The organism is Kutzneria chonburiensis, assembly GCF_028622115.1.
In the GTDB taxonomy this organism is placed as follows: domain Bacteria; phylum Actinomycetota; class Actinomycetes; order Mycobacteriales; family Pseudonocardiaceae; genus Kutzneria; species Kutzneria chonburiensis.
The window spans coordinates 9,848,213-9,870,939 of the sequence record NZ_CP097263.1; the positions used below are offsets into that span (position 1 = coordinate 9,848,213).

The 22,727-nt window shown below is 69.4% G+C and carries 21 protein-coding genes and 1 pseudogene; 16 read left to right on the forward strand and 6 right to left on the reverse strand.

Translation table 11 applies throughout. The features are described from left to right. Position 1: 1 nt before the first annotated feature. Both M3Q35_RS45840 and M3Q35_RS45845 read right to left on the reverse strand, forming a co-directional pair. Positions 2 to 847: a fumarylacetoacetate hydrolase family protein gene (locus tag M3Q35_RS45840; protein ID WP_273938885.1), complete on the reverse strand. Its 846-nt coding sequence runs from the start codon at positions 845 to 847 to the stop codon at positions 2 to 4. Next, on the reverse strand, positions 844 to 3,144 hold the full coding sequence (locus tag M3Q35_RS45845; protein WP_273938886.1) for an aldehyde dehydrogenase family protein: 2,301 nt from the start codon (positions 3,142 to 3,144) through the stop codon (positions 844 to 846). Before M3Q35_RS45845 ends, M3Q35_RS45840 begins: the two co-directional genes overlap by 4 nt. 75 nt (positions 3,145 to 3,219) lie before the next feature. Here M3Q35_RS45845 and M3Q35_RS45850 point away from each other — a divergent pair, with 75 nt between their 5' ends. Beyond that, positions 3,220 to 4,608: an aldehyde dehydrogenase family protein gene (locus M3Q35_RS45850; RefSeq protein ID WP_273938887.1), complete on the forward strand. Its 1,389-nt coding sequence runs from the start codon at positions 3,220 to 3,222 to the stop codon at positions 4,606 to 4,608. A 4-nt stretch (positions 4,609 to 4,612) separates the two neighbouring features. Here the strand turns inward: M3Q35_RS45850 and M3Q35_RS45855 are convergent, their stop codons facing one another. Further along, positions 4,613 to 5,389: an acetoacetate decarboxylase family protein gene (locus M3Q35_RS45855; protein ID WP_273938888.1), complete on the reverse strand. Its 777-nt coding sequence runs from the start codon at positions 5,387 to 5,389 to the stop codon at positions 4,613 to 4,615. A gap of 102 nt (positions 5,390 to 5,491) precedes the next feature. On the opposite strand from M3Q35_RS45855, the gene M3Q35_RS45860 reads away from it, so the two are divergent. The 3 genes and pseudogenes from M3Q35_RS45860 (at position 5,492) to M3Q35_RS45870 (ending at position 9,670) form a co-directional block, all read left to right on the forward strand. Beyond that, positions 5,492 to 6,808: a glutamine synthetase family protein gene (locus tag M3Q35_RS45860; protein WP_273938889.1), complete on the forward strand. Its 1,317-nt coding sequence runs from the start codon at positions 5,492 to 5,494 to the stop codon at positions 6,806 to 6,808. Then, positions 6,792 to 8,153 (forward strand): pyridoxal phosphate-dependent decarboxylase family protein, encoded by a 1,362-nt coding sequence (locus tag M3Q35_RS45865; protein ID WP_273938890.1) that lies wholly within the window; start codon positions 6,792 to 6,794, stop codon positions 8,151 to 8,153. Before M3Q35_RS45860 ends, M3Q35_RS45865 begins: the two co-directional genes overlap by 17 nt. Positions 8,154 to 8,165: 12 nt before the next feature. Continuing rightward, positions 8,166 to 9,670, forward strand: a pseudogene (locus tag M3Q35_RS45870) (phytoene desaturase family protein). Between the two features lie 51 nt (positions 9,671 to 9,721). On the opposite strand, the gene M3Q35_RS45875 reads toward M3Q35_RS45870, so the two are convergent. Together M3Q35_RS45875 and M3Q35_RS45880 are read right to left on the reverse strand one after the other, a co-directional pair. Beyond that, the gene (locus M3Q35_RS45875; RefSeq protein ID WP_273938891.1) at positions 9,722 to 10,306 is read right to left on the reverse strand and encodes a lytic polysaccharide monooxygenase auxiliary activity family 9 protein; all 585 of its coding nucleotides are present in this window, start codon (positions 10,304 to 10,306) and stop codon (positions 9,722 to 9,724) included. A 114-nt stretch (positions 10,307 to 10,420) separates the two neighbouring features. Continuing rightward, positions 10,421 to 11,005 carry a TetR/AcrR family transcriptional regulator gene (locus tag M3Q35_RS45880; RefSeq protein ID WP_273938892.1) on the reverse strand — a complete coding sequence of 195 codons (585 nt, stop codon included), beginning with the start codon at positions 11,003 to 11,005 and terminating at the stop codon, positions 10,421 to 10,423. Between the two features lie 74 nt (positions 11,006 to 11,079). Between M3Q35_RS45880 and M3Q35_RS45885 the strand changes: the two genes are divergently transcribed. Both M3Q35_RS45885 and M3Q35_RS45890 read left to right on the forward strand, forming a co-directional pair. Beyond that, complete coding sequence (locus tag M3Q35_RS45885; RefSeq protein ID WP_273938893.1) at positions 11,080 to 12,246, forward strand: thiolase family protein; 1,167 nt, start codon at positions 11,080 to 11,082, stop codon at positions 12,244 to 12,246. A gap of 1 nt (position 12,247) precedes the next feature. Further along, positions 12,248 to 13,087, forward strand: a complete 840-nt coding sequence (locus tag M3Q35_RS45890) for a 3-hydroxyacyl-CoA dehydrogenase family protein (protein WP_273938894.1) — start codon at positions 12,248 to 12,250, stop codon at positions 13,085 to 13,087. On the opposite strand, the gene M3Q35_RS45895 is transcribed toward M3Q35_RS45890, so the two are convergent. Beyond that, positions 13,088 to 13,879 (reverse strand): enoyl-CoA hydratase/isomerase family protein, encoded by a 792-nt coding sequence (locus M3Q35_RS45895; protein WP_273938895.1) that lies wholly within the window; start codon positions 13,877 to 13,879, stop codon positions 13,088 to 13,090. A gap of 61 nt (positions 13,880 to 13,940) precedes the next feature. On the opposite strand from M3Q35_RS45895, the gene paaZ reads away from it, so the two are divergent. From paaZ to M3Q35_RS45945, 10 genes are all read left to right on the forward strand, one after another. Beyond that, positions 13,941 to 15,971 carry a phenylacetic acid degradation bifunctional protein PaaZ gene (gene paaZ / locus M3Q35_RS45900; protein ID WP_273938896.1) on the forward strand — a complete coding sequence of 677 codons (2,031 nt, stop codon included), beginning with the start codon at positions 13,941 to 13,943 and terminating at the stop codon, positions 15,969 to 15,971. Next, positions 15,964 to 16,899 carry a 1,2-phenylacetyl-CoA epoxidase subunit PaaA gene (paaA, locus tag M3Q35_RS45905; RefSeq protein ID WP_273938897.1) on the forward strand — a complete coding sequence of 312 codons (936 nt, stop codon included), beginning with the start codon at positions 15,964 to 15,966 and terminating at the stop codon, positions 16,897 to 16,899. The genes paaZ and paaA overlap by 8 nt, the downstream gene beginning before the upstream one ends. Then, positions 16,896 to 17,183 (forward strand): 1,2-phenylacetyl-CoA epoxidase subunit PaaB, encoded by a 288-nt coding sequence (gene paaB, locus M3Q35_RS45910; RefSeq protein WP_211762439.1) that lies wholly within the window; start codon positions 16,896 to 16,898, stop codon positions 17,181 to 17,183. Before paaA ends, paaB begins: the two co-directional genes overlap by 4 nt. Positions 17,184 to 17,193: 10 nt before the next feature. After that, positions 17,194 to 18,039: a 1,2-phenylacetyl-CoA epoxidase subunit PaaC gene (paaC, locus tag M3Q35_RS45915; RefSeq protein WP_273938898.1), complete on the forward strand. Its 846-nt coding sequence runs from the start codon at positions 17,194 to 17,196 to the stop codon at positions 18,037 to 18,039. After that, positions 18,033 to 18,524: a 1,2-phenylacetyl-CoA epoxidase subunit PaaD gene (paaD, locus tag M3Q35_RS45920; protein WP_273938899.1), complete on the forward strand. Its 492-nt coding sequence runs from the start codon at positions 18,033 to 18,035 to the stop codon at positions 18,522 to 18,524. Before paaC ends, paaD begins: the two co-directional genes overlap by 7 nt. Continuing rightward, positions 18,525 to 19,577 carry a 1,2-phenylacetyl-CoA epoxidase subunit PaaE gene (gene paaE / locus M3Q35_RS45925; RefSeq protein ID WP_273938900.1) on the forward strand — a complete coding sequence of 351 codons (1,053 nt, stop codon included), beginning with the start codon at positions 18,525 to 18,527 and terminating at the stop codon, positions 19,575 to 19,577. 109 nt (positions 19,578 to 19,686) lie between these two features. Continuing rightward, on the forward strand, positions 19,687 to 20,259 hold the full coding sequence (locus M3Q35_RS45930) for a hypothetical protein (RefSeq protein ID WP_273938902.1): 573 nt from the start codon (positions 19,687 to 19,689) through the stop codon (positions 20,257 to 20,259). 18 nt (positions 20,260 to 20,277) lie between these two features. Continuing rightward, a complete protein-coding gene (locus tag M3Q35_RS45935) occupies positions 20,278 to 21,297 on the forward strand; it encodes a hypothetical protein (protein WP_273938903.1) in 1,020 nt (339 codons plus the stop codon). Between the two features lie 37 nt (positions 21,298 to 21,334). Beyond that, a complete protein-coding gene (locus tag M3Q35_RS45940; protein WP_273944723.1) occupies positions 21,335 to 21,946 on the forward strand; it encodes an ESX secretion-associated protein EspG in 612 nt (203 codons plus the stop codon). 9 nt (positions 21,947 to 21,955) lie between these two features. Next, entirely contained in the window at positions 21,956 to 22,726 is a 771-nt protein-coding gene (locus M3Q35_RS45945) for a siderophore-interacting protein (RefSeq protein ID WP_273938905.1), read from the forward strand. Position 22,727: the final 1 nt, after the last annotated feature.

The following is a 22,727-nucleotide window of genomic DNA, read 5'->3' on the forward strand; positions in this document are numbered from 1 at the left end:
GCTAGCGCCGGGGTGGGCGGATGCCGCGGAACTCCCAGTCGCCGCCCAGCGCGGTCGAGCGGACCTCTTCGGACTCGGTGGGCTGCGCGCCCACATCCGTGCGGACCGCCGTCGGTCCGTTGACGATGTGGTTGCGCAGCACGCCGAGTCCGTCCACCTCCACCTCGACGACGTCGCCGGGCTGCACAGGGCGGGAGTTGGCCGGAGTGCCCGACAGGAGGACGTCGCCGGGATACAACGTGATCGTCCGGGCGATGTCGGCGACGAGGTAGTGCATGTCCCACTGCATCTCGTCGGTGCTGCCGTGCTGGCGGACCTCGCCGTTGACCCGGGTGATCAGCGTGCGGCCGTGGAAGTCCCAGTCGGTCACGAGGCCGGGACCCAAGGGGCACAACGTGTCCGAGCCCTTCACCCGCAGCATGGAGCCGGCGTCGGTGTCGCGGAAGTCGTGCAGGCCGTAGTCGTTGGCGATGGTGTAGCCGCGGATGTGGTCCTTCGCGTCGGCCGGCGCGATGTTGCGGCAGGTTCGGCCGATCACGATGGCGACCTCGCCCTCGTAGTTCAGCCACTTGCAGCCCTCTGGCCGCACGACCGCGCCGTTGTGCGCGTTCAGGGACGAGGTGGGCTTGTGGAAGTAGGTCGGGGCCGGCGGGAGCGTGGCCTGGAACTCGTCGACCCGGCTGCGGTGGTTCAGGTGCACCGCGATGATCTTCGACGGCTCGACCGGCGGCAGATGAACTGCGCTCTCCAGTTCAACTGCGCGGCCGTCGGCCGCGCGCAGCTGGTCGCCATCGCGGACAACCTCGACCACGGCGCCGTCCAGCAGGATCCTGCGGTATTCCGTCACGTCCATCCCTCGGCCGGGCGGTCGAACCAGATGTGCACCTGTCCGGTACCGACCGCGTTCTCGTACTCGCTGAACAGCCGTCCCGGCGCCCGCCAGGCCCGCTCGCCGAGCGCGCCGGCCATCATCAGGTAGTGGCCGAAACCCGCCTCCGGCTTGAACTTCGCGAACTCCGGCATGGTGTCGAGCACCCGTGCGTGATCGCCTCGGCGGAACCAGTCGATGCGTTGCAGGTCGGCCTGCGCCGCTTCGGGCGTGCGGATGTGCTCGATGCCGCCGGCCTCGTGCTGGCGCAGCTCGCGCAGCGGCCAGAAGGTGTGGCTGAGTGCGCCGGACGCCACCAACAGCACCTTTCGTTCACTGTCGGCGATGCCGGCGGCCAGCGCCCGGCCGAGCCGCAGGTTGTCCTCCAGGTCGGCGGTCTGGCAGACGCCGATCGACACCCAGCGCTTGCCCTCGATCCCCAGATACCGCCACAGATTCACGGTGGCGTAGTAGATCGGCAGGTACTGGTCGTCGATCGGGGTGATCCACGTGCCCTGCTTCTCGCCGTGCGCGGCGATCGCCCGGGCCAGCTCCGGATCGCCCTCGAAGTCGTACGGGATGCGGCACATGCCGCGCGGCAGCTCCTCCGACGTGAACAGCCCGGCCCGCCGGTTGTGTGCCGTGACAACGAACTCCACGGTGGTGGCCCAGTGCGAGTCCAGCACCACGACCGTGTCGTAGTCCAGCTGCTGGAACACTTCGGCCCTGAGCCGTTCCAGGCCGGCCACCAGCGTGAAGTCCCGGCCGCCGTTGAGCTCCCGGCGTTCGGCCGCGGGCAGCATGATCGTCGGCACGTGGGAGAGCAGACCCGCGCCGACGATCTCACCCATGCCGCCACCCTGTTCCGCCGAGACCGTGTTCTTGATGTCGCAATAGAAATCGAAGCTCCAGTTGCCGCCCTCGCGGCCGACGCCGGACTCGCGGCTGCCGCCGAACGGGGCCCGCAGGTCCCGTACGAAGAAGCAGTTCACCCACACCGTGCCGGCGACGAGCTGCCCGGTGACCCGCCGCGCGCGCTCACGGTCGCCGGTGACCAGGGTCGCCGCCAGGCCGAAGCGGGTGTCGTTGGCCATCGTGACGGCTTCCTCCTCGCGGCGGAAGGTCTGGACCGTCAGCACCGGGCCGAACACCTCCTCGGTGAGGATTTCGCTGCCCGGCGGGACATCCGTGAGCAGAGTGGGACGGTAGTACAGGCCGCCCAGCTCGGCGTTGGGGCCGCCGCCGAGCAGCACGCGCGCCCCGTCGGCCTTGGCCCGCTGCACGAACGTGTCCACCCGCTCGAACTGGCGGCGATGCACCAGCGGGCCGATGTCGGTGGCCGCGTCACGCGGATCGCCCTGCTTGAGGGCGTCCGCCCTGGTCAGGAAGCCGGCCATGAACTCGGCGGCGACCGACTCCTCGACCAGCAGCCGGACGCCGGCCAGGCACACCTGCCCGGCGTTGTCGTACTGCTCGACGGCCAACTGAACCGCCAAGTCCAGATCGGCGTCGGCGAACACGATCAACGGCGACTTGCCGCCGAGCTCGAGCGAGGCCGGCACCAGGTTGGCCGCGGCCGCCTTGGCGATGGCACGGCCGGTCGGAACCGAGCCGGTGAAGCTGATCCGGCGCAGCTTCGGGTGGTTGACCAGGTGCTGGCCGGTTTCCACGCCGTAGCCGTTGACCACGTTGAACACGCCCGGCGGCAGCTCCGCCTCGGCGGTGATGTCCGCAAGCAACGACGCCGTTAGTGGCGACCACTCGGCCGGCTTGAGCACCACGGTGTTGCCGGCGGCCAGCGCCGGCGCGATCTTCCAGCTGGCCAGCATCAGCGGGGCGTTCCATGGCGTGATCAGCGCGCACACGCCGGCCGGGTCCCAACTGACCTGGTTGGTGTGGCCGCGGGTGTCGAAGTCCGGATGGCTGACCTCGTCGACCAGCCAGTCGGCGAAGAAGCGGAAGTTGTGCACCACTCGGGGCATCACGCCGCGCAGGTGCGACCGCAGCAGCGCGCCGTTGTCGGCCGTCTCGGTCGCGGCGAGCTCGTCGATGCGCTTCTCCACGCCGTCGGCGATCTTGTGCAGGTACTCGGCGCGCCGTTCGCGGGTGGTGCGCCGCCAGTGCGTGAATGCCTCTTCGGCCGCGTCGACGGCCAGGTCGACCTCGTCGGGGCAGGCCCGGGAGACGTGGGCCAGCACGCTGCCGTCGATGGGGGAGATGTCGTCGAAGCGGACCGTCGAGGTGACCCGCCTGCCCCCGATCCAGTGGTCGACCATGGCCTCTCCCGTAGTATCGTTTGCATCCAAACGTACGTGGCTCGGTCAGGTCGGTCAAGACGTTCGGAGGTCGCCGTGCAGGTGCTTTCACCCCGTGACGGCAAGGTCATCGTATCCGTCGACGAGGCCGGTCCTGACGATGTCGACCGGGCCGTGCGGGCCGCCCGGGCGGCCTTCGACGCGGGGCCGTGGCCGCGCATGTCGCCTCGGGAGCGGGCGTCCGTGTTGTTCCGGCTGGCCGATCTCGTCGAGGGTTCGGCGTTGGAGTTGGCGCGGACCATTTCGTTGGAGATGGGCAAACCGCTGCATGACTCGCTCGGCATCGAGGTGCCCGCGGTGGCCAAGACCTTCCGCTGGTACGCCGAGCTGGCCGACAAGGTCTCGGGCGAGGTCACCCAGAGCTCGGCTTCGGCGTTGGCCCTGGTCACGCGGGAGCCGGCCGGCGTGGTCGCGGCCGTCGTGCCGTGGAACTTCCCGTTGACCATGGCCGCGTGGAAGCTCGCGCCCGCTTTGATCAGCGGCTGCACGGTCGTCTTGAAGCCGGCCGAGCAGTCGCCACTATCGGCCGTTCTGCTGGCCTCGCTGGCCAGCAACGCGGGGTTGCCCGAGGACGTGTTGACCGTCGTGAACGGTCCCGGGCCCATCACCGGTCGCGCCCTCGGGCTGCATCCCGGCGTCGATGTCCTCACCTTCACCGGTTCCACCGCCGTCGGCCGGGAATTCCTTCGCTACTCGGCCGATTCCAACCTCAAGCGGGTGTGGCTGGAGCTCGGCGGCAAGTCGCCCAACATCGTCTTCCCCGATGCCTACGACCTCGACGCCGCCGCCGACATGGCCGCTTGGGGCATTTTCTTCAACTCCGGCGAGATGTGTACTGCCGCGTCCAGGTTGCTGGTGCACCGCGACATCGCCGACGACTTCGTGGCCCGGGTCGTTTCCCGTGCCGCCGCGTACTTTCCCGGCGATCCCTTGGATCCGGACACTCGCATGGGCCCTCTCGTCAGCGCTCCCCATCTCACGTCCGTGCTCGCTCACATCAGTCGTGCGGTGTCCGGCGGCGCCCGCTTGCTCACCGGCGGCCGCCCTTGCCTGTCCGACACCGGCGGTTACTTCTTGGAGCCCACCGTCCTCGACCGCGTCGACCCCGCCATGCCCATCGCCCAGGACGAGGTCTTCGGCCCCGTTCTCTCCGTGCTGACCTTCTCTTCCGTCGCCGAGGCCCTGTCCTTGGCCGGCGACACCGCCTATGGCCTCGCCGCCGGCGTCTGGACCAGCGACCTCCGCACCGCCCATGAAATCGCCCGCTCTGTGAAGGCCGGCACCGTGTGGGTCAACTGCTACGAGGAAGGCGACCTCACCGTTCCCTTCGGCGGCACCAAGCTCTCCGGCCACGGCCGTGACAAGTCCGTGCACGCCTTGGACAAGTTCACCGACCTCAAGACCACGTGGCTGGCGTTCCCCTGACCGCTCAGGCCAGCACCTTCCCGCCGTTCCACGTCACGCCGACCTGCCGGTAGTAGGCCCCGATGTACTCGTCCACGGTCAGGTCGGCCAGTTCCTCGGTGGGCGACTCGAACAGCCGGAGGTCGGCCCGCGCGGCCCAGGGCCGGCCGCCGTCGAAGGACGCGGCGCCCGACTCGACGAGCTCCGTGTAACTGTCCGGCTTGCCGAGCTCGATGCTGGGCTGGGTGCGGTGGTGGGCCATCGGGTGCGCGTTGACGAAACCGTTGTGTGGACTGGGTTCCGTCAGCTCGATGACGGCCTCGGCCAGTCGCCGGTCGCCGGCGGCGAGGGTGGCGCCGAAGCGGGCGCCGGCCTCGATGCGGGGCGCGGGACCGTAAGGATGGGGCCGGGTCTGGTGGATGGAGCCGAACTTCTTGGGATAGCCCTGGTGCAGCCCGCGGGCGAGGGAGAAGTCCTTGTCCACCCAGATGAACACGCAGCGCGAGTAGGTCCGGCCGGCGAACTGGCAGCGCACGACGACAAAGCATTCCCGGTACTGCGAGCGCACGGGGTCGAGCAGCTCGGCGCCGCCGTCGGTGCACGCCTGCCAGTCGGCCCAGATCAGGGCGACGGCGCCGGGGTCGTCGGCGGCCGGCATCAGGGGCGCGGGCAGCAGGGCGGCGATTCGCGCCGGATCGGTGCGGTACTCGATGGTGATCAGATCGCCGGCGTAGTGCCACGGCGGCGGAGCCGTCACGGACGCCCGCCCGGTGGGTGTGCGCGGATGCAGAAAGCCCGTCATGTGCCGCCTCCCCGATGTTCGTTTGGGTACGTACGATATCGCTCTTGTTGCGGGCTTGTCACGGCGCTATGGTTCGGAATCAAACGACGGAGGGTGGGGAGGATGGCAGCGCAGGCCGACCGCGTGGTGGCCGAACTGACCGCCAGGGGAGTCGACGTGGTCCGCGTCGCCTTCCCCGACCTGATGGGCACCGAGCGCTCCAAGGAACTGCTCGTCGAACAACTCCCCGCCGCCGTCGAACGGGGCGTGGCGTTCTGCCGGGCCGTCTACCACACCAGCCCGCGCGGCGACACGGTCGCGGTGCCGGGCGGCCTGGACGCGGGCCTGCCGGACGTGGAGATCATCCCCGATCTGGACACGCTCGCGGTGGTGCCGTGGGAACCGGGCGTGGCGACCTGCATCGGCGATCAGCGTGACGGCGGCGAGTCGCCCCGGGCGGTGCTCGGCCGCGTTGTCGCCGGCCTCGCCGAGTCGGGTCTGCGCCCGCTGGTCGGCCCCGAGTTGGAGTACTACCTGTGCGTGCCGGACGGTGCCGGTTTCGCGCCGTACTCCCCGGAACCGGGCAACGTCTACGTCAGCGGCACCCGCGGCGACCCCGACCTGCACCTCATCCGGACCATTCGGCACCTCCGCGACCTCGGGCTGGGCGTGCTCGGCGGCAACCACGAATACTGCCCGGGCCAGTTCGAGATCAACCTCGCGCACTCCGAGGCGCTCGACTCGGCCGACCGCGCCTTCCGGTTCAAGGCCGCGGTCAAGGACCTGGCTCGCCGTGAGGGCAAGCTCGCCACGTTCATGGCCAAGCCGTTCAATGACCACGGGGCTTCTGGCTTCCACGTACACGTGTCCTTTGTGGACGAAGCCGGCGAGAACATTGGCGCTGACGAGTCGGCCGACTACGGCATGAGCCCGCTGCTGCGGCACGCCCTGGCTGGTGTGCTCCGGCACGCGCCCGCGCTGACTGCGCTGACCAACCCGACCATCAACTCCTACAAGCGTTTCGGCCCCGACACGCTCGCACCCTGGCTGATCGACTGGGGACTGGACAACCGCAGCGCGATGGTCCGCGTGCCGCCCGAGCGTGGTGCCGGCACGCGGGTCGAGGTCCGGCTGCCGGATGCGTCGGCGAACCCGTACCTGGTTCACGCGGGCGTGCTGGCGGCGATGCGGCTCGGTATCGAGGAGGGGCTCGAACCACCTGCGCCGCTTGAGGGTTACGGCTACAACGCCGACCGCACCGCCGTGCTGCCCATGTCCCTACCGGCCGCGTTGGACGCGTTCGACGACGATTCGGCGCTGCAAGCCGTGCTGGGCAAGGACTTCGTGAGCTCGTTCAGCGTGCTCAAGCGGGCCGAGGTCGCCCGGTTCGAGCAGTGGGTGACCGATTGGGAGTTCCGCGAGTATGCCTACCACATCTGAGCAGTTGCGCCCCTGGCTGGACCGCGTGCTGGCCAACCATGAGACCTGGGCGGCCGAGTTCGGCCCGTACTCGCGGCACGAATCGTTGGCGCTCAAGGACAGTGAGGTCTCGGCGGCGCTCGACGAGCTGGCCGACCGGCTGCGCGACAACTACCCGTTCTTCCATCCCCGCTACGCCGGCCAGATGCTCAAGCCGCCGCACCCGGTGGCCATCGCCGGCTACGCCGCGGCCATGCTGATCAACCCCAACAACCACGCCCTTGACGGCGGTCCTGCCACGGCCAAGATGGAGCGCGAGGTCGTCCGCCAGCTGGCCGAGATGTTCGGCTACGGCGAACACCTGGGGCACCTGACCTCCAGCGGCACCATCGCCAACCTCGAAGCCCTCTACGTGGCAAGAGAAATCCATCCGCGACTCGGCATCGCGTACAGTGTGGACAGTCACTACACGCATTCACGGATGTGTAAGCTGATCGGCGTCGAGGGCCACGCCGTGCCTGTCGACGGCGCCGGCAAGATGGACCTGGACGCGCTGGAATCACTGCTGCGCAGCGGAAAGGTCGGCACGGTCGTCGTCACCGCCGGCACCACCGGCCTCGGTGTCGTCGATCCCGTGCACGAGGTCGTGGCGCTGCGAGAACGCCACGACTTCCGGATCCATGTCGACGCCGCGTACGGTGGTTTCTTCAGCCTGATCGCCGGCACCGAGGGCATCGATCCCGCGCCGTGGCAGGCGATTCGCCGTTGTGACTCCATTGTGGTCGATCCACACAAACACGGTCTCCAGCCTTATGGTTGCGGCGCGGTGCTTTTCGCCGATCCAGCTGTCGGTCGCTTCTACGTGCACGACTCCCCGTACACCTACTTCACCTCCGACGAGCTGCACCTCGGTGAGATCAGCCTCGAATGCTCCCGGCCGGGCGCGGCTGCCGCGGCGCTGTGGCTGACGCTCAAGTTGTTGCCGCTCAAGGCCGACGGCCTCGGTGCCGTGCTCGCCGCCGGCCGCCGTGCCGCCGTTCGGTGGCACGAGCTGATCGACCAGTCCGATCGACTCGTCCCGTATCAGCGGCCCGAGCTCGACATCGTCACCTACTTCCCGGCCGAGTCGACCTTGTCGGCGATCGACGCCGCGTCCGAACGGATGATGCGGGAAGGCATGTCCGACCGGGATGATCCGGTCTTCCTCAGCACGCTGCGGGCCGGTGCCGCCGCGTTCGGCCAGCGGGGCATCGCCGCCGTGGCCGATGTCGACGGCGCCCGGGTGCTGCGCAGTGTGCTGATGAAGCCCGAGTCCGAGGACTATCTGGGTAGGCTGCACGAGAGGGTTGTCGCGCTGGCCGGGTAGGAGTTGCCCAGATTGAGTGATCTCGTGGATGTCGTCATTGTCGGTGGTGGGCACAACGGCCTGGTGGCCGCGGCCTATCTGGCCCGGGCCGGGAAGTCCGTGCAGGTGCTGGAACGGCTCGATTCGGTCGGTGGCGCCGCCGTGTCGTTCCAAGCCTTCCCCGGTGTCGACGTCCGGCTGTCGCGCTACTCGTACCTGGTGAGCTTGTTGCCGCGCAAGGTGATCGCCGATCTCGACCTGCCGATCACCTTGCTCCGCCGTCGGATGTCGTCGTACACCCCCGTCGGCGACCACGGCCTGCTCATCGACACCGAAGACCCGTCCCGCACCTCACAGTCCTTTGTGGATCAGGCTGACTTCGCCGCTTGGCAACGTTTCTACGCCATGACCGCCCGTGTCGCCGAACGCGTGTTCCCCACGCTGACCGAGCCCTTGCCCAGCAAGGCTTCCCTGCGTGCCCGTATCGACGATGACGAAGCTTGGCAGGCGTTGTTCGAGGAACCCCTCAGTCACGTCATCGAGCGCACCTTCCGTGACGACACCGTCCGCGGCGTCGTGCTCACCGACGCCCTCATCGGCACCTTCGCCGCCGCCGATGACCCTTTGCTGCGCCAGAACCGCTGTTTCCTTTATCACGTCATCGGAAACGGCACCGGTGACTGGGATGTGCCCGTCGGCGGCATGGGTTCCGTCACCGCCGCCCTGGAGCACGCCGCCCGCTCCGCCGGCGCCCAGATCCGCACCGGCGCGACCGTCACCTCCATCACCCCCGACGGCGAAGTCCATTACACTGCCGGCGATTCCGCCCACATCGTCCAGGGCGACCATGTCCTCGTCAACGCCTCGCCCGCCGAACTCGCCCGCCTGCTCGGCGACGTCCCCGAGCCCGCCGAAGGCGCCCAGCTCAAGGTCAACATGATCCTCCGCCGCCTACCCAGGCTTCGCGACTCCTCCGTCGACCCGCGCGACGCCTTCGGCGGCACCTTCCACGTCAACGAGTCGTATTCCCAGCTCTCCCAGGCCTTTTCCGAGGCCGCCGCTGGCCGCATCCCGTCGCTTCCCCCGTGCGAGATCTACTGCCATTCCCTCACCGACCCCTCCATCGTCGGCGAGCCCGGCGCCCACACCCTCACCCTCTTCGGGCTGCACATGCCCGCCCGCCTCTTCGTCGCCGACAACTCCGCCGCGCGTGACCAGGCCCTTTCCGCCACTTTGGCTTCCTCAACCACGTCCTCGCCGAGCCCATCGAGGATTGCCTCTACCTCGACCCTTCCGGCCGTCCGTGTATCGAGGCCAAGACCCCGCTCGACCTCCAGGACTCCCTGGGTCTGCCCGGCGGCCACATCTTCCACCGTGACCTGACTTGGCCGTACAGCGACGATTCCCCCGGCTCGTGGGGCGTCGAAACCGCCCACCCCCGCATCCTCCTCTGCGGCGCCGGCGCCCAGCGCGGCGGCGGCGTCTCCGGCATCCCCGGTCACAACGCCGCCATGAAGATCCTCAACGGCCCGAAGTAAGAGTGGCTCCTGCTCGACGGCAGGGGTGTCGGGCAGGAGCCACTACCGGCGTCAGAAGGTGACGTCGGCGCAGGAGTAGAACGCGTTGCCGGTGTCGGCGATGTCCCAGACGCCGAGGATGAGGTGGCGGCCGGTCTTGTGCGCCGGCAGCGTGCCCTTGATGGAGACGTCACCGGAAGGGCGCTGGCCGCCCCAGTTGGAGACGAGGAAAGGCGTCAGGTTGAGCTGGGCCCGGGTGAGGGGCTTGATGGGGTCCCAGTTGTCGTTGGTGATGAAGTAGCGGAAATCGGTGGTGGCGTGGATGGCGGTGAAGTGCCAGGTGAACGTGTAGGAGGCGCCGGAGGTGAGCGGGGTGGCGGGCCAGGTGCCGCCACGGGGGTCGTCGAGCTGGGCGAAGCGGGAGATGCCGCCGGCGCAGATCTTGCCGTCGGCCGGACCGGCGGCGGGGAAGTTCTTGGGGCCCTCGACGGACTGGGGCTCGTACTGGATGTCGCCGCAGTTCTTGACTTTCCCCTGAGCGCACAACGAAGAGCGGCTCACGGGGTTGGTGGTGTAGCCGTGCGCCGAGGCGACGCCGGCCAACAGTACGGGCAGGGCGACGACCAGTGCGGCGAGCAAGGCGAACCTGGTGCGCATGAAGCAACCCCCAAGGGTCGGCAGGGAATCAGGCGCGGCGGCCGAAGTGGTATAGACCACTTGCCGAGGTTCAGTATGGTGGCGCGGCGAAAAGGGCCGCAACGTCCGATTGGGCTACCGGGTTCGCAACCCGTCGAAGGCGATTGTGCACACAGCGTCAGCGATCGAGGCGCCGGAGCGGGGGCGGTACCACTCGATCAGCGAGTTGACCATGCCGAACAGCAGCCGGGCGGTCACGGCGGGGTCAACATCGGGCCGAACGTCACCCTCGGCCTCGGCCTGCTTGACGAGGTCGGTGACGAGCCGGTCGAACTCCTTGCGCCGGGCGACGGCGGCGCGCTCGATGCGGGTGTTGCCCCGGGCCCGCAGCAGCAGGGTGACGAACGGCAGCCGGTCGAGCAGCACGCCGACGCTGCCCCGCACAAGATGCTCCAGCCGGTCGATGGCCCGCCCGTCCATCGAGTGAGCCTCGTCGGCAACTGCGAACAAGCCGTCCAGCGCACGGTCCATGGCCAGCCGCAGCAGCTCTTCCTTGCTGCTGACGTGGTGGTAGATGGCGGACTTGGTGATGCCGAGCTTGCGCGACAGCTCCTCCATCGAGGTGGCCTCGTACCCGCGCTCGTTGAACACCTTCACCGCGACGGCCAGCAGCGACTCCTGGTCGTAGCCGGGCCGACCCCGGCGTGGCGCTGCCTCCACGGTGCCTCCCACCCTTGCGAACTGACCGAATGGCCGGTTAATAATAGCGTGCTGACGCCCGAAGGAGAGCCGCCATGCCGGAAGTGTTCCTGGTCGACGGAGTGCGCACCGCGCAGGGCCGTTACGGCGGCGCGCTGGCCAAGGTGCGCCCGGACGACCTGGCCGCGCTGACCGTGGCCGAGGCGGTGCGACGGGCGGACATCGCGCCGGACGTGATCGACGAAGTGATCCTCGGCGCGGCCAACCAGGCCGGCGAGGACAACCGCAACGTGGCCCGGATGGCGGTCCTGCTGGCCGGACTGCCGGAGCACGTGCCCGGCTACACGGTGAATCGCCTGTGTGCCAGTGGTTTGACGGCGATCGCCTCAGCGGCGCAGGCGATCCGCGCCGGTGAGGCGGATGTGGTCGTGGCCGGCGGTGTGGAGTCGATGACCCGCGCGCCGTGGGTGATGGCCAAGCCGGGCACGCCGTGGGCCCGCCCGGGCGAGGTGAGCGACACGTCGCTGGGCTGGCGGTTCACCAATCCCCGCTACGACAAGCAGACCACGCTGTCGATGGGGGAGACGGCCGAGGAGGTCGCGGCCCTGGACGGCGTCAGCCGCGAGGACAGCGACGCTTTTGCCCTGCGCAGCCACCAAAAGGCCGTACAAGCCATCGAAAAAGGCCACTTCACCAAGGAGATCGTGCCGGTCGGCGACTTCGCCACCGACGAAGGCCCGCGCCCGTCGACCACAATGGACAAACTGGCCGCGCTGAAGACGGTGTTCCGCAAGGACGGCGTGGTCACGGCCGGCTCGTCGTCGCCGCTGTCCGACGGCGCGGCGGCGTTGGTGCTGGCCAGCGAGGCAGCGGTCAAGGCCCATAGCCTCACCCCGCGAGCCCGGGTGATCGCCAGCGCCTCGGCCGGCGTCGCCCCGCCCGTGATGGGCCTCGGACCGGTCCCGGCGACGGAGAAACTGTTGTCCCGCACCGGACTCCGCATCGACGACCTGGACGCGGTCGAGCTGAACGAAGCGTTCGCGGTGCAGAGCCTGGCGGTCATGCGTCGGCTCAAGCTGGACGAGGAGAAGGTCAACGCCGACGGCGGCGCCATCGCGCTCGGCCATCCGCTGGGCTGTTCGGGTGCACGCCTGGTCGTCACCCTGTTGGGACGGCTGGAACGCGAGCGCGGCCGGCGTGGCCTGGCTACGTTGTGCGTCGGGGTCGGTCAGGGCGTGGCGATGCTCGTGGAAAGGGTCTGACGTGCAGATCGGTGTGGTGGGCGGCGGCCGGATGGGGTCCGGCATCGCCCAGGTGTTCGCGGCGGTCGGCGCCGACGTGACGGTGGTGGAGAGCGACGCGATCGCCGCCAAGGCCGCGTTGACGAGGGTGGAGACGGGTCTGCGGCGCGCCGCCGAACGCGGCAAGCTGGACGGCACGCCGAGCCAGGTGCTCTCGCGCGTCGAGTTCGTCACGGACATCCCGTCGCTGCCGATGAACGCGGACCTCGTCGTCGAGGCGGTTCCGGAGGCCCCGGAGCTGAAGGTCCGTGTCCTCACGGCGGTCGAGTTGGCCGTTTCCACGAACACCGTGGTGGCCACGAACACCAGCTCGCTGTCGATCGGCGAGCTGGGCGCCGTGCTGGTGCATCCGGGCCGGTTCGTGGGCATGCACTTCTTCAACCCGGTACCGGTGTCCAAGCTGGTGGAGATCGTGCTGGGCCCCAACACCCGTGACGACGTGCGGGACAAGGCCCTGGAGTGGGTGCGGCTGCTGGGCAAGGCGGACGTGGTCGTGCGCGACTCGCCGGGCTTCGCCACCAGCCGGCTGGGCGTGATGCTCGGCCTTGAGGCGATCCGGATGCTGGAGGAGGGCGTCACCGACGCCGAGTCCATCGACCGGGCGATGGAGCTGGGCTACGGCCACCCGATGGGCCCGCTGCGCTCGACCGACCTGGTCGGCCTCGACGTGCGGCTGGCCATCGCCGAGTACCTGGAGCGCACGCTGGGCGACCGGTTCGCCCCGCCGAAGCTGTTGCGGGACAAGGTGGAGCGGGGCGAACTGGGCCGCAAGTCGGGGCAGGGCTTCTACCCCTGGAACTGACTACCGGCCGTGGAAGACGACCGGCTGCTTGGCCAGGAACGACTCCACGGCGCCCTGGTGGTCGGCGGTCAGGCCGAGCGCGGTCTGGGCCGCCGCCTCCGCGGCCAGCACGTCGGCCAGCGGCGGCTGGAAGCTCGCCAGCAACGCCGCTTTCGCTGCCGCAAACGCCACGGTTGGCCCATTCGCGAGCTTCGTGGCCAACGCGCGAACCTCGTCGGTGAAGGATTCGTCCGACACGACCCGCCCGACCACGCCCCACTCCAGCGCCTGAGCGGCGGTGAACGGCTGCCCGAGCAGCACGAGCTCGCTGGCCCGGGCGGCGCCGACGGCCCGCGCGAGCGTTGCCGACAGGCCGGAGTCGCAGGTCAGGCCGATGCCGGTGAAGGCGGTGGCGAACTTGGCCGATGCGGCGGCGATCCGCAGGTCGCAGGCCAGGGCCAGGCCCAACCCGGCGCCGACGCAGGTGCCGTTCACGGCGGCGAGCACCGGCTTGGCCATGCCGGTCAGTGCCAGCACGAGCGGGTTGTAGTGGTCACCGACGGTGTCCAGCGCGGTCGCGGGGTCGGCCCGCAGCGCCGCGGCGTGCTCGGCCAGGTCCTGACCTGCGCAGAAGGCCCGTCCTGAACCGGTGAGTACAACTGCGCGGACCGAGTCGTCGGCGGCGACCCGCCGCACGGCGGCCAGCAGCGCTTCCTTCATCGACACGGTGAGTGCGTTGCGGGTGGCCTGCGCGTCCAGGGTGATGGTCGCGACTGCTCCGTCGACGTCGAGCGACACGGTTTCCCCATCCATGCACGCACGCTAGCATGTTAACGAACGGACGGTCAGTAATTCGGTCGCGAGAGGTGCTGAGATGGCTCTGCTGCGCAGCTATGTCAACGGCCGGTGGCACACGCCGACGGTCGACGGCCAGCCGCTGCACGACGCGGTGACCGGTGAGGAGGTCGCCACGATCTCCTCGGCGGGTGTCGACTTCGCCGCCGCGCTTGAGCACGGCCGCCGGGTGGGCGGCCCGGCGCTGCGCGAGCTGACGTTCCACCAGCGCGCCGCCCTGCTCAAGGCCACGGCCTCCCTGCTTCGCGAGCACCGCGAGGAGCTGTACGCGCTGTCCGCGCGCACCGGCGCCACCAAGACCGACTCGATGGTCGACATCGACGGCGGCATCGGCGTGCTGTTCAGCTACTCCAGCAAGGGCCGCCGCGAGCTGCCCAACGCCAAGGTCCACGTCGACGGCGACCTCGAGCCGCTCGGCAAGACCGGCACCTTCCTCGGCCAGCACATCCACACGCCGCTGCGCGGCGTGGCCGTGCAGATCAACGCGTTCAACTTCCCGATGTGGGGCCCGCTGGAGAAGTTCGCGCCGGCCTTCGTCGCCGGTGTGCCGTCGCTGATCAAGCCGGCCAGCCAGACCGCCTACCTGACCGCCCGCATGGTCGAGCTGATCATCGAGTCCGGGCTGCTGCCCGAGGGCTCGCTGCAGTTCGTCGCGGGCAGCGCCGGCGACCTGCTCGACCACCTGACCGAGCAGGACCTGGTCGGCTTCACCGGCTCCGCGTCGACGGCCCAGCGGCTCCGGACGCACCCGGTCGTGGTGAACCGGTCGGTACGGTTCAACGCCGAGGCCGACTCGCTGAACTGCTCGATCCTCGGCCCGGACGCCACGCCCGGCACCACCGAGTTCGACCTGTACGTGAAGCAGCTGGTCAGCGAGATGACCGTGAAGGCAGGCCAGAAGTGCACGGCCATCCGCCGCGCCTTCGTGCCGGCCGAGCTGATCGACGCGGTGGCCGAGGCGGCGTCCGAGCGGCTGGCCAAGGTCAAGATCGGCAACCCGCTGGCCGAGGGCGTGCGGATGGGCGCGCTGGCCAGCCTCGAGCAGCGCGAGGAGGTCCGGCGCTCGCTGAAGGGCCTGCTGGAGGCCGGCCGCGTGGTGTTCGGCGACGTCGACAACGTGGAGTTGGTGGACGCCGACGCCACCAAGGGCGCTTTCATGTCACCCGTCCTGCTCCGCGCCGACGACGCCGACCTGCCCCAGCCGCACGAGGTCGAGGCGTTCGGCCCGGTCAGCACGCTGATGCCGTACACCTCGACCGAGCAGGTCGTCGAGCTGGCGGCGCGCGGCCAGGGCAGCCTGGTCGGCTCGATCGTCACCGGCGACGCCGAGTTCGCGCGGGACGTGGTGCTGGGCGTCGCCCCGTGGCACGGTCGCCTGCTCGTGCTGGACGCCGACGACGCCAAGGAGTCCACCGGCCACGGCTCGCCGCTGCCGATGCTCGTGCACGGCGGCCCCGGCCGGGCCGGCGGCGGCGAGGAGATGGGCGGCATCCGCGGCGTGCTGCACCACATGCAGCGCACCGCGATCCAGGCCAGCCCGAAGGTGCTCAGCGCGATCACCGGCCGGTGGGTGCCCGGCGCCGATCGCAACGTCGACGGCGTGCACCCGTTCCGGAAGTCGTTGGCGGAGCTGAGGATCGGCGACACCGTGGTGGCCGGGCCGCGGCCGGTGACGCTGGCCGACATCGAGCACTTCGCCGAGTTCACCGGCGACACCTTCTACGCCCACATGGACGAGGAAGCGGCCAGGGCCAACCCGTTCTTCGAGGGCCGGGTGGCCCACGGCTACCTGATCGTCTCGTTCGCGGCCGGCCTGTTCGTGTCGCCCGAGCCCGGCCCGGTGCTGGCCAACTACGGCCTGGAGAACCTGCGCTTCCTGACCCCGGTCAACCCGGACGACGAGCTGACCGTGACCTTGACGGCCAAGCAGATCACCCCGCGCGAGGCCAACGACTACGGCGAGGTCCGCTGGGACGCGGACGTGACCAACCAGAACGGCGACTCGGTCGCCAAGTACGACGTGCTGACCCTGGTGGCGAAAAATGTCTGACCTGGAACACCATTTCGAGGCGACCATCGCGGCCGACCACCGGATCGAGCCGCGGGACTGGGTGCCCGACGGCTACCGCAAGACGATGATCCGGCAGATCGCGCAGCACGCGCACTCCGAGATCATCGGCATGCAGCCGGAGGGCAACTGGATCACCCGCGCGCCTTCCTTGCGGCGCAAGGCGATTCTGCTGGCCAAGGTGCAGGACGAGGCCGGGCACGGGCTGTACCTGTACTCGGCGGCCGAGACACTGGGCGCGGACCGCGGCGAGCTTACCGAGATGCTGATCTCCGGCCGGCAGAAGTACTCGTCGATCTTCAACTACCCCACGCTGACCTTCGCCGACGTCGGCGTGATCGGCTGGCTGGTCGACGGCGCGGCGATCTGCAACCAGGTTCCGCTGTGCCGCAGCAGTTACGGGCCGTATGCACGGGCGATGATCCGTATCTGCAAGGAGGAGTCGTTCCACCAGCGGCAGGGCTACGAGCTGCTGCTCACGCTGATGCGCGGCACCGAGGCCCAACGGGACATGGTGCAGGACGCGGTGAACCGGTGGTGGTGGCCGTCGCTGATGATGTTCGGCCCGCCGGACGACGCCTCGCCCAACACCGCGCAGTCGATGGCGTGGAAGATCAAGCGGCACACCAATGACGAGCTGCGCCAACGTTTCGTCGACATGAGCGTCCCTCAGGCCGAGAAGCTCGGCGTCACGTTCCCCGACCCTGACCTGAAGTGGAACGCGGAGCGGGGACACTACGACTTCGGGGCGATCGACTGGAGCGAACTCAAGCGCGTGATCTCCGGCGACGGGCCGTGCAACGCCGAGCGCATCGAGAACCGGCGACGCGCGCACGAGGACGGCGACTGGGTCCGTGAGGCCGCGATCGCCCACGCGGCAAAGCACTCGAGTAAGGCGGCGGTGGCATGAGCAGGAACAGTTGGCCGCTGTACGAGGTTTTCGTGCGCGGCAAGCGCGGTCTGAACCACGTGCACGTCGGCTCGCTGCACGCGGCCGACGACGAGATGGCGGTGCACCACGCCCGGGACCTGTACACCCGGCGCAACGAGGGCGTCAGCATCTGGGTCGTGAAGGCCGCGGACATCACCGCGTCCAGCCCGGACGAGAAGGACCCGTTCTTCGAGCCCAGCGGCGACAAGGTGTACCGGCACCCGACGTTCTACGAGATCCCCGACGACGTCCCCCACATGTGAGCAGGCGGCCATGTTCGACAACGCCTACGAGGCACTGAGTTCCGATGGCGACGCCCGGTGGGCTTTCGGCACCGGGTTCGCCGACCCACTGTCCGGTGTGGACACCACGGTTCCGTCCGATGTGGACGCCGAGCGGCTGGCGGCGTACTGCCTGATGCTGGCCGACGACGCACTGGTGATGTCACACCGGTTGCAGGAGTGGTGCACGCGGGCGCCGGAGCTGGAGGACGAGGTCGCCCTGGCCAACATCGGCCTTGACCTGTTGGGGCAGGCCCGGTTGCTGCTGACCAGGGCCGGCAAGGCCGACGGCACCGAGCGGTCCGACGACGACTTCGCGTTCCTGCGCGACGCGCCGGAGTTCCGCAACGTGCGGCTGGTGGAGCTGGCCAACGGCGACTTCGCGTTCTCCATGGCCCGGCTGTTGGTGTTCAGCACATGGCGGCTGGCTTTGTTGCAGCGTCTGGTGATGGCGGCCGATCCGGTGCTGGCGGCGATCGCGGCCAAGGGCGTCAAGGAAGTCGCGTATCACCGTGACTACTCGGCGCAGTGGGTCGTGCGGCTGGGCGACGGCACCCCGCTGTCCCATGAGCGCATGCAGGACGGGTTGGACGCCGTGTGGCCGTATGTCGGCGAATTGTTCGCAGAGCATCCGTCCGACCTGGTCGATCCGGCTTCGGTTCGGGACGAGTTCGACGCCGTGATCGCCCAGGTGTTGGACGCCTCTGGGCTGCGCCTTCCGGAATCTGTTGGTGTTGAAGAGGTTCTGGGTCGCGACGGCGTGCACACCGAGGCGTTGGCGGCGATGCTGGCCGAGATGCAGAGTGTGGCGCGGGCCCATCCGGGTGCGACATGGTGACCGCGCTGGCCGTCGCCGAGACCGTGACGGATCCCGAGCTGCCGATGGTGACGCTGGCCGAGCTCGGCGTGCTGCGGTCGGTGGAGGACAACGGGGATCGGGTCGTCGTGGCCATCACGCCGACCTACACCGGTTGTCCGGCAATGGATGCCATGCGGGACGACCTCGATCACCGGCTGCACGAGGCCGGCTATCGGGACGTGGAGATCAAGGTCGTGCTGGAGCCGGCGTGGACGACCGACTGGATCAGCGAGTCCGGCCGGCGCAAGCTCGCCGAGGCCGGCATCGCCCCGCCCGGCCCCGCGCCGCGTAAGAACAGTGGCCCGATTCCGTTGACGCTCGGGCCTTCCGTGCGGGTGGTCGCCTGCCCACAGTGCGGAAGTTCCGACACCGTCGAGATTTCCGGCTTCAGCGCGACCGCGTGCAAGGCGCTGCGGCGATGCCGTTCCTGCGCCGAACCGTTCGAGCACGTCAAGGAGATCTGAGTGGCCACCACGTTTCATGCGCTCACGGTGTCCGATGTGGAGCGACTGTGCGACGACGCCGTCGCCGTCACCTTCGACGTGCCCGATGAGCTGACCGAGCTGTACACGTTCCGGCCCGGGCAGTCCCTGACGCTGCGCCGGGAGATCGACGGCATCGAGGCGCGTCGGTCCTATTCGATCTGTGCCCCGGCCGGGTCGAAGCCGCGGATCGGCGTGCGTGAGGTTCCCGGCGGCGCCTTCTCGCCGTGGCTGGTGCACGAGGTCCGGCCCGGTGACCGGATCGAGGTGCTGCCGCCGACCGGTTCGTTCAGCCCCGAGCTTGACGTGCCCGGTCATCACGTGCTGATCGCCGCCGGCAGTGGCATCACACCGATCTTGTCCATCGCATCTTCCTTGTTGGGCAAGGCCTCGGCGACGCTGCTGTACGGGAACCGTCGCACCGACACCGTCATGTTCGCCGACGAGCTCGCCGACCTGAAGGACGCCAACCGCGAGCACCTTGATCTCGTGCATGTGCTGTCGCGCGAGCCGCGGGAGGCCGAGCTGTTCAGCGGCCGGCTCGACGCCGAGAAGCTTCGGGCCTTGTTGCCCGCGCTGCTCGACGTCGCCGCGGTTGATCACTGGTGGCTGTGCGGGCCGTTCGGCATGGTCACCGATGCGCAGGCCGTGCTGGCCGAGCTCGGCGTGCCGCGGTCGCGGGTGCACCAGGAGCTGTTCTTCGTCGACGACCTGCCGCCCGAGCCCGTGCGGCACACCGAGCCCGGCGTCGAGGGGCCCAGCTCCGCGGTCAGTGTCCAGCTCGACGGCCGGACCACCGATGTCGTGTTGCCGCGCGACGTCACCATTCTCGAGGGCGCGCAGCGGGTTCGGCCGGATCTGCCGTTCGCGTGCAAGGGCGGGGTGTGCGGCACGTGCCGGGCCAAGGTGCTGTGTGGCGACGTCGACATGCGGCGCAACTTCGCCCTCGAGCCCGCGGAGGTCGCGGCCGGCTTCGTGCTGACCTGCCAGTCGTTCCCCGCCTCGGACCGCGTGGAGATCGACTTCGACGCCTGACCACCCCGGTGAGTCACGCCCACAGTCACACCGAATGTATGAAACAGATTCACACATTCGGTGTGACGCTAAGCGTGACTCGCGGGGGTTGTGAGTCGATCATGGTGGGGTGAGGCTCGCCAAGGCGGTCAGTGACGTGCTGGACCCGAAGAACGTGGTGGTCGCGGGGTTGGTGCTGATCGGCTGGCGCACCGGCGGACCGGCCGGCCTGGCCTGGGCGCTGCTGGCGGTGGTCTTCGCGGGAGTCGTGCCGGGCGTGGTGATCCGCCTGGGCATGGCCCGCGGAAGCTGGCCGGACCCGCATGTCCGCACGAGACAGGCCCGCCTGGTGGTGATCCCGCTGGTGATGGTGTCGGTCGGCGGCTGCATCGTGCTGTTCGCGCTGCTGGGCGCCCCGCCGATCCTGGTGGGCGCGCTGATCGCGATGATGACGGTGCTGGTGCCACTCTTCCTGGTGACGCTGGCCTGGAAGGTGAGCGTCCACGCGGCGGTGGGCAGCGGCGCGGTCACGGCGTTCATGGCGCTGCTGAGCCCGTGGTGGGGCCTGGGTTTCACGGCGGTGGCGGCGGTGGGCTGGTCGCGAGTGGTGCTGCGCGAGCACACGGTGGCGCAAACAGTGGTGGGCGCGCTGATCGGCGTGGTGTCGACGACTTCTGCGATCCTCCTGCTTGGACAGTGGTGAGGCGTTACAGTCCCAGCCGTGGGGACAAAAACCGTGATCACCGCCCTGGTCTGTGTCGCGCTGACCGTGACCGGCTGCGCCACCCAGATCGCCGGCGTGGCCCAACCGCTCGGAGCGAGCCAGGACCAGTCGACCGGTGGCGGGGCCACGGCGACGACGTCGGAGCTGGGTGACCCGCGCACGGTGGACGTGTGCCAGTTCGCGCCGCAGGACGCGTTCAAGGCGATGGCGCCGAAGTTCAAACTGGACACCAGCCTGAGCGACTACGGTTCCTGCTACTACTCCCTGATCCTGGCCGACACGGCCACCCCGCCCAAGGTCACCGGCGGTTTCCTGCTGTCGGTGCAGACCGAGACGAGCATGGCCTCGCCCGACGATTACCTGAAGAGGTTTCAGGTTACGGTGACGGCCAAGCAGCAGGACGGCCGCACGGTCTTCGCCGGCAAGGGCCAGAAGGACACCGGCTGCCTGCGCGGCATCACACTGTCCGGCGGCCAGGCCATCGTGCTCGAGGCCAAGAACTCGTCGTCCTTTCCGGACGCCGACCCGTGCCCGACGGCCGACGCCATGGCCGCGGGCGCCCTCGCCGTGCTGAAATCGGGCAACCTCAAGCACAATCCGTTCCCGGCCGGCTCGGCCGGCGACGTCGACATCTGCCCCACGCTGTCCGCGGCGGCGACCAAGGCCCTCGGCGGCACGGTCACGGCCACCCCGGCCGGCTTCTACGGCTGCAACTTCGTCAGCGGCACGCACAACTTCGTCAGCGTCCTGCTGTCCTCGGACGACTGGCCGCCGCAGTTCAAGATCGGCACGCCGACGGCGTTCCAGGTGGGCAGCCGGCCGGCGCAGGTCTCCGGCGTCAGCAACGAGAAGCTGGCCAGCAGCTACGTGCAGGTGCAGTACACGAAGTCGCCGTTCACCAACGACGAGTTCGAAGTGGTCACGGTGAACATGACCGTCACCGGAAAGGCCGACGTCACGCCGCAGGCCAAGCAGTTCGCCACGGACGTGATTTCCGTGTTGGACGGGCACCACTGAAAGAGTCACGCCTGCGCTCGACCGTCCATGTGTGACGATGGCGGCCGTGGCACTGGAGTGCACCTTCACCGAGCTCGACGCCGTGGGGGAGGCGCTGGGCCTCACGCTCCGTCGCTTCCCGTTCACGTTTCCGTATTACGGCAACGGAATCGACCGGACGGCGCTGCGGACGCAGGTCGGCGCCAGCCTCGCCGCGCGAGGCCTGTTGTGTGACAACAGGTTCGCGCCCGAGCTGCGCGACACGCTGACGCTGTTCGCCACCGGCGAGCCGGCGATCGGCCTGTTCGGCACGGCCGCCGACGCGCAGCTGACCGCGCTCGGCGTGCTCGGCTGCGAGCACGGCCTGGTCGCGACCGCGCATGATGAGGGCATCCGGTTTGTTTTCATGCCGCACGGCGAGGTCGTGCCCACGCTGGTGGCGCTGCTGCCGCCGATGCCCGGCGCGCCCGACGGGGCGCCGCCCGCATCGCGATTGGGCGGCGGCTCGTTCGTCGTGGACGGTCGGCCGATCGGCTGGGTGGATGCCGAGCAGGGCCGCTACCTGGCGATCACCACGCGCGGCAGCGACGGCCGGCCCCGCATCCACTACTCGCCCGGTGATCGGGAAACGGTGGAGTGCCAGCTGCGGGCTGCCATTAGCTTAGGCTAACCTAAGCTAATGCTGAAGCAGTACAAGCTGGTCACGGTCACGCGCGTGCGCCAGGTCTCGCCGCGCACGCGGCGGCTCACCTTCGGCGGCCCCGAGCTCGCCGACTTCGCGTCCGTCGCGCCGGACCAGCAGGTCAAGCTGTTCTTCGGGCGCAACGGCGAGCCGCGGCCGTGGGTGCCGCAGCCGCCGTCGGACGGCGACGCGATGCGCTGGTACCGCTCGTACCTGGCGATGCCGGAGGAGCGTCGGCCGTGGATGCGGGCCTATTCGGTGCGGGCCCACCGGGCCGAGGCGGCCGAGATCGACATCGACTTCCTGCTGCACGACGTGGACGGCCCGGCGACGCGCTGGGCGGCCACCGCCGAGCCTGGCGACGTGGTCGGCCTGCTCGGGCCGTCGGAGAGTCAGCTGGCCCAGCCCGGTCCGTACGACTGGACGCTGTTCGCCGGTGACCAGAGCGCGCTGCCGGCCATCGCCGCCTCGCTCGCGGCGCTGCCGGCCGGCGCGAAAGCATTGGCGTACATCGATGTTCGTGACTCTGACGAGATCCAGGAGCTGACCTGTCCCGGCGACGCCGAGGTGCGTTGGGTCCACAATGGACTGGTAGACGCGGTGCGCGCCGCCGAGTTCCCGCCCGGTCCGGTGTATGCCTGGCTGGCCGGCGAGGCGTCGCTCGTGCGCGACCTGCGGCGGCACCTGGTCGGCGACCGCGGCGTGCCCAAGAACATGATCGCCTTCAGCGGCTACTGGCGGGTCGACGCCACCCACGAGGAGCTCTGAA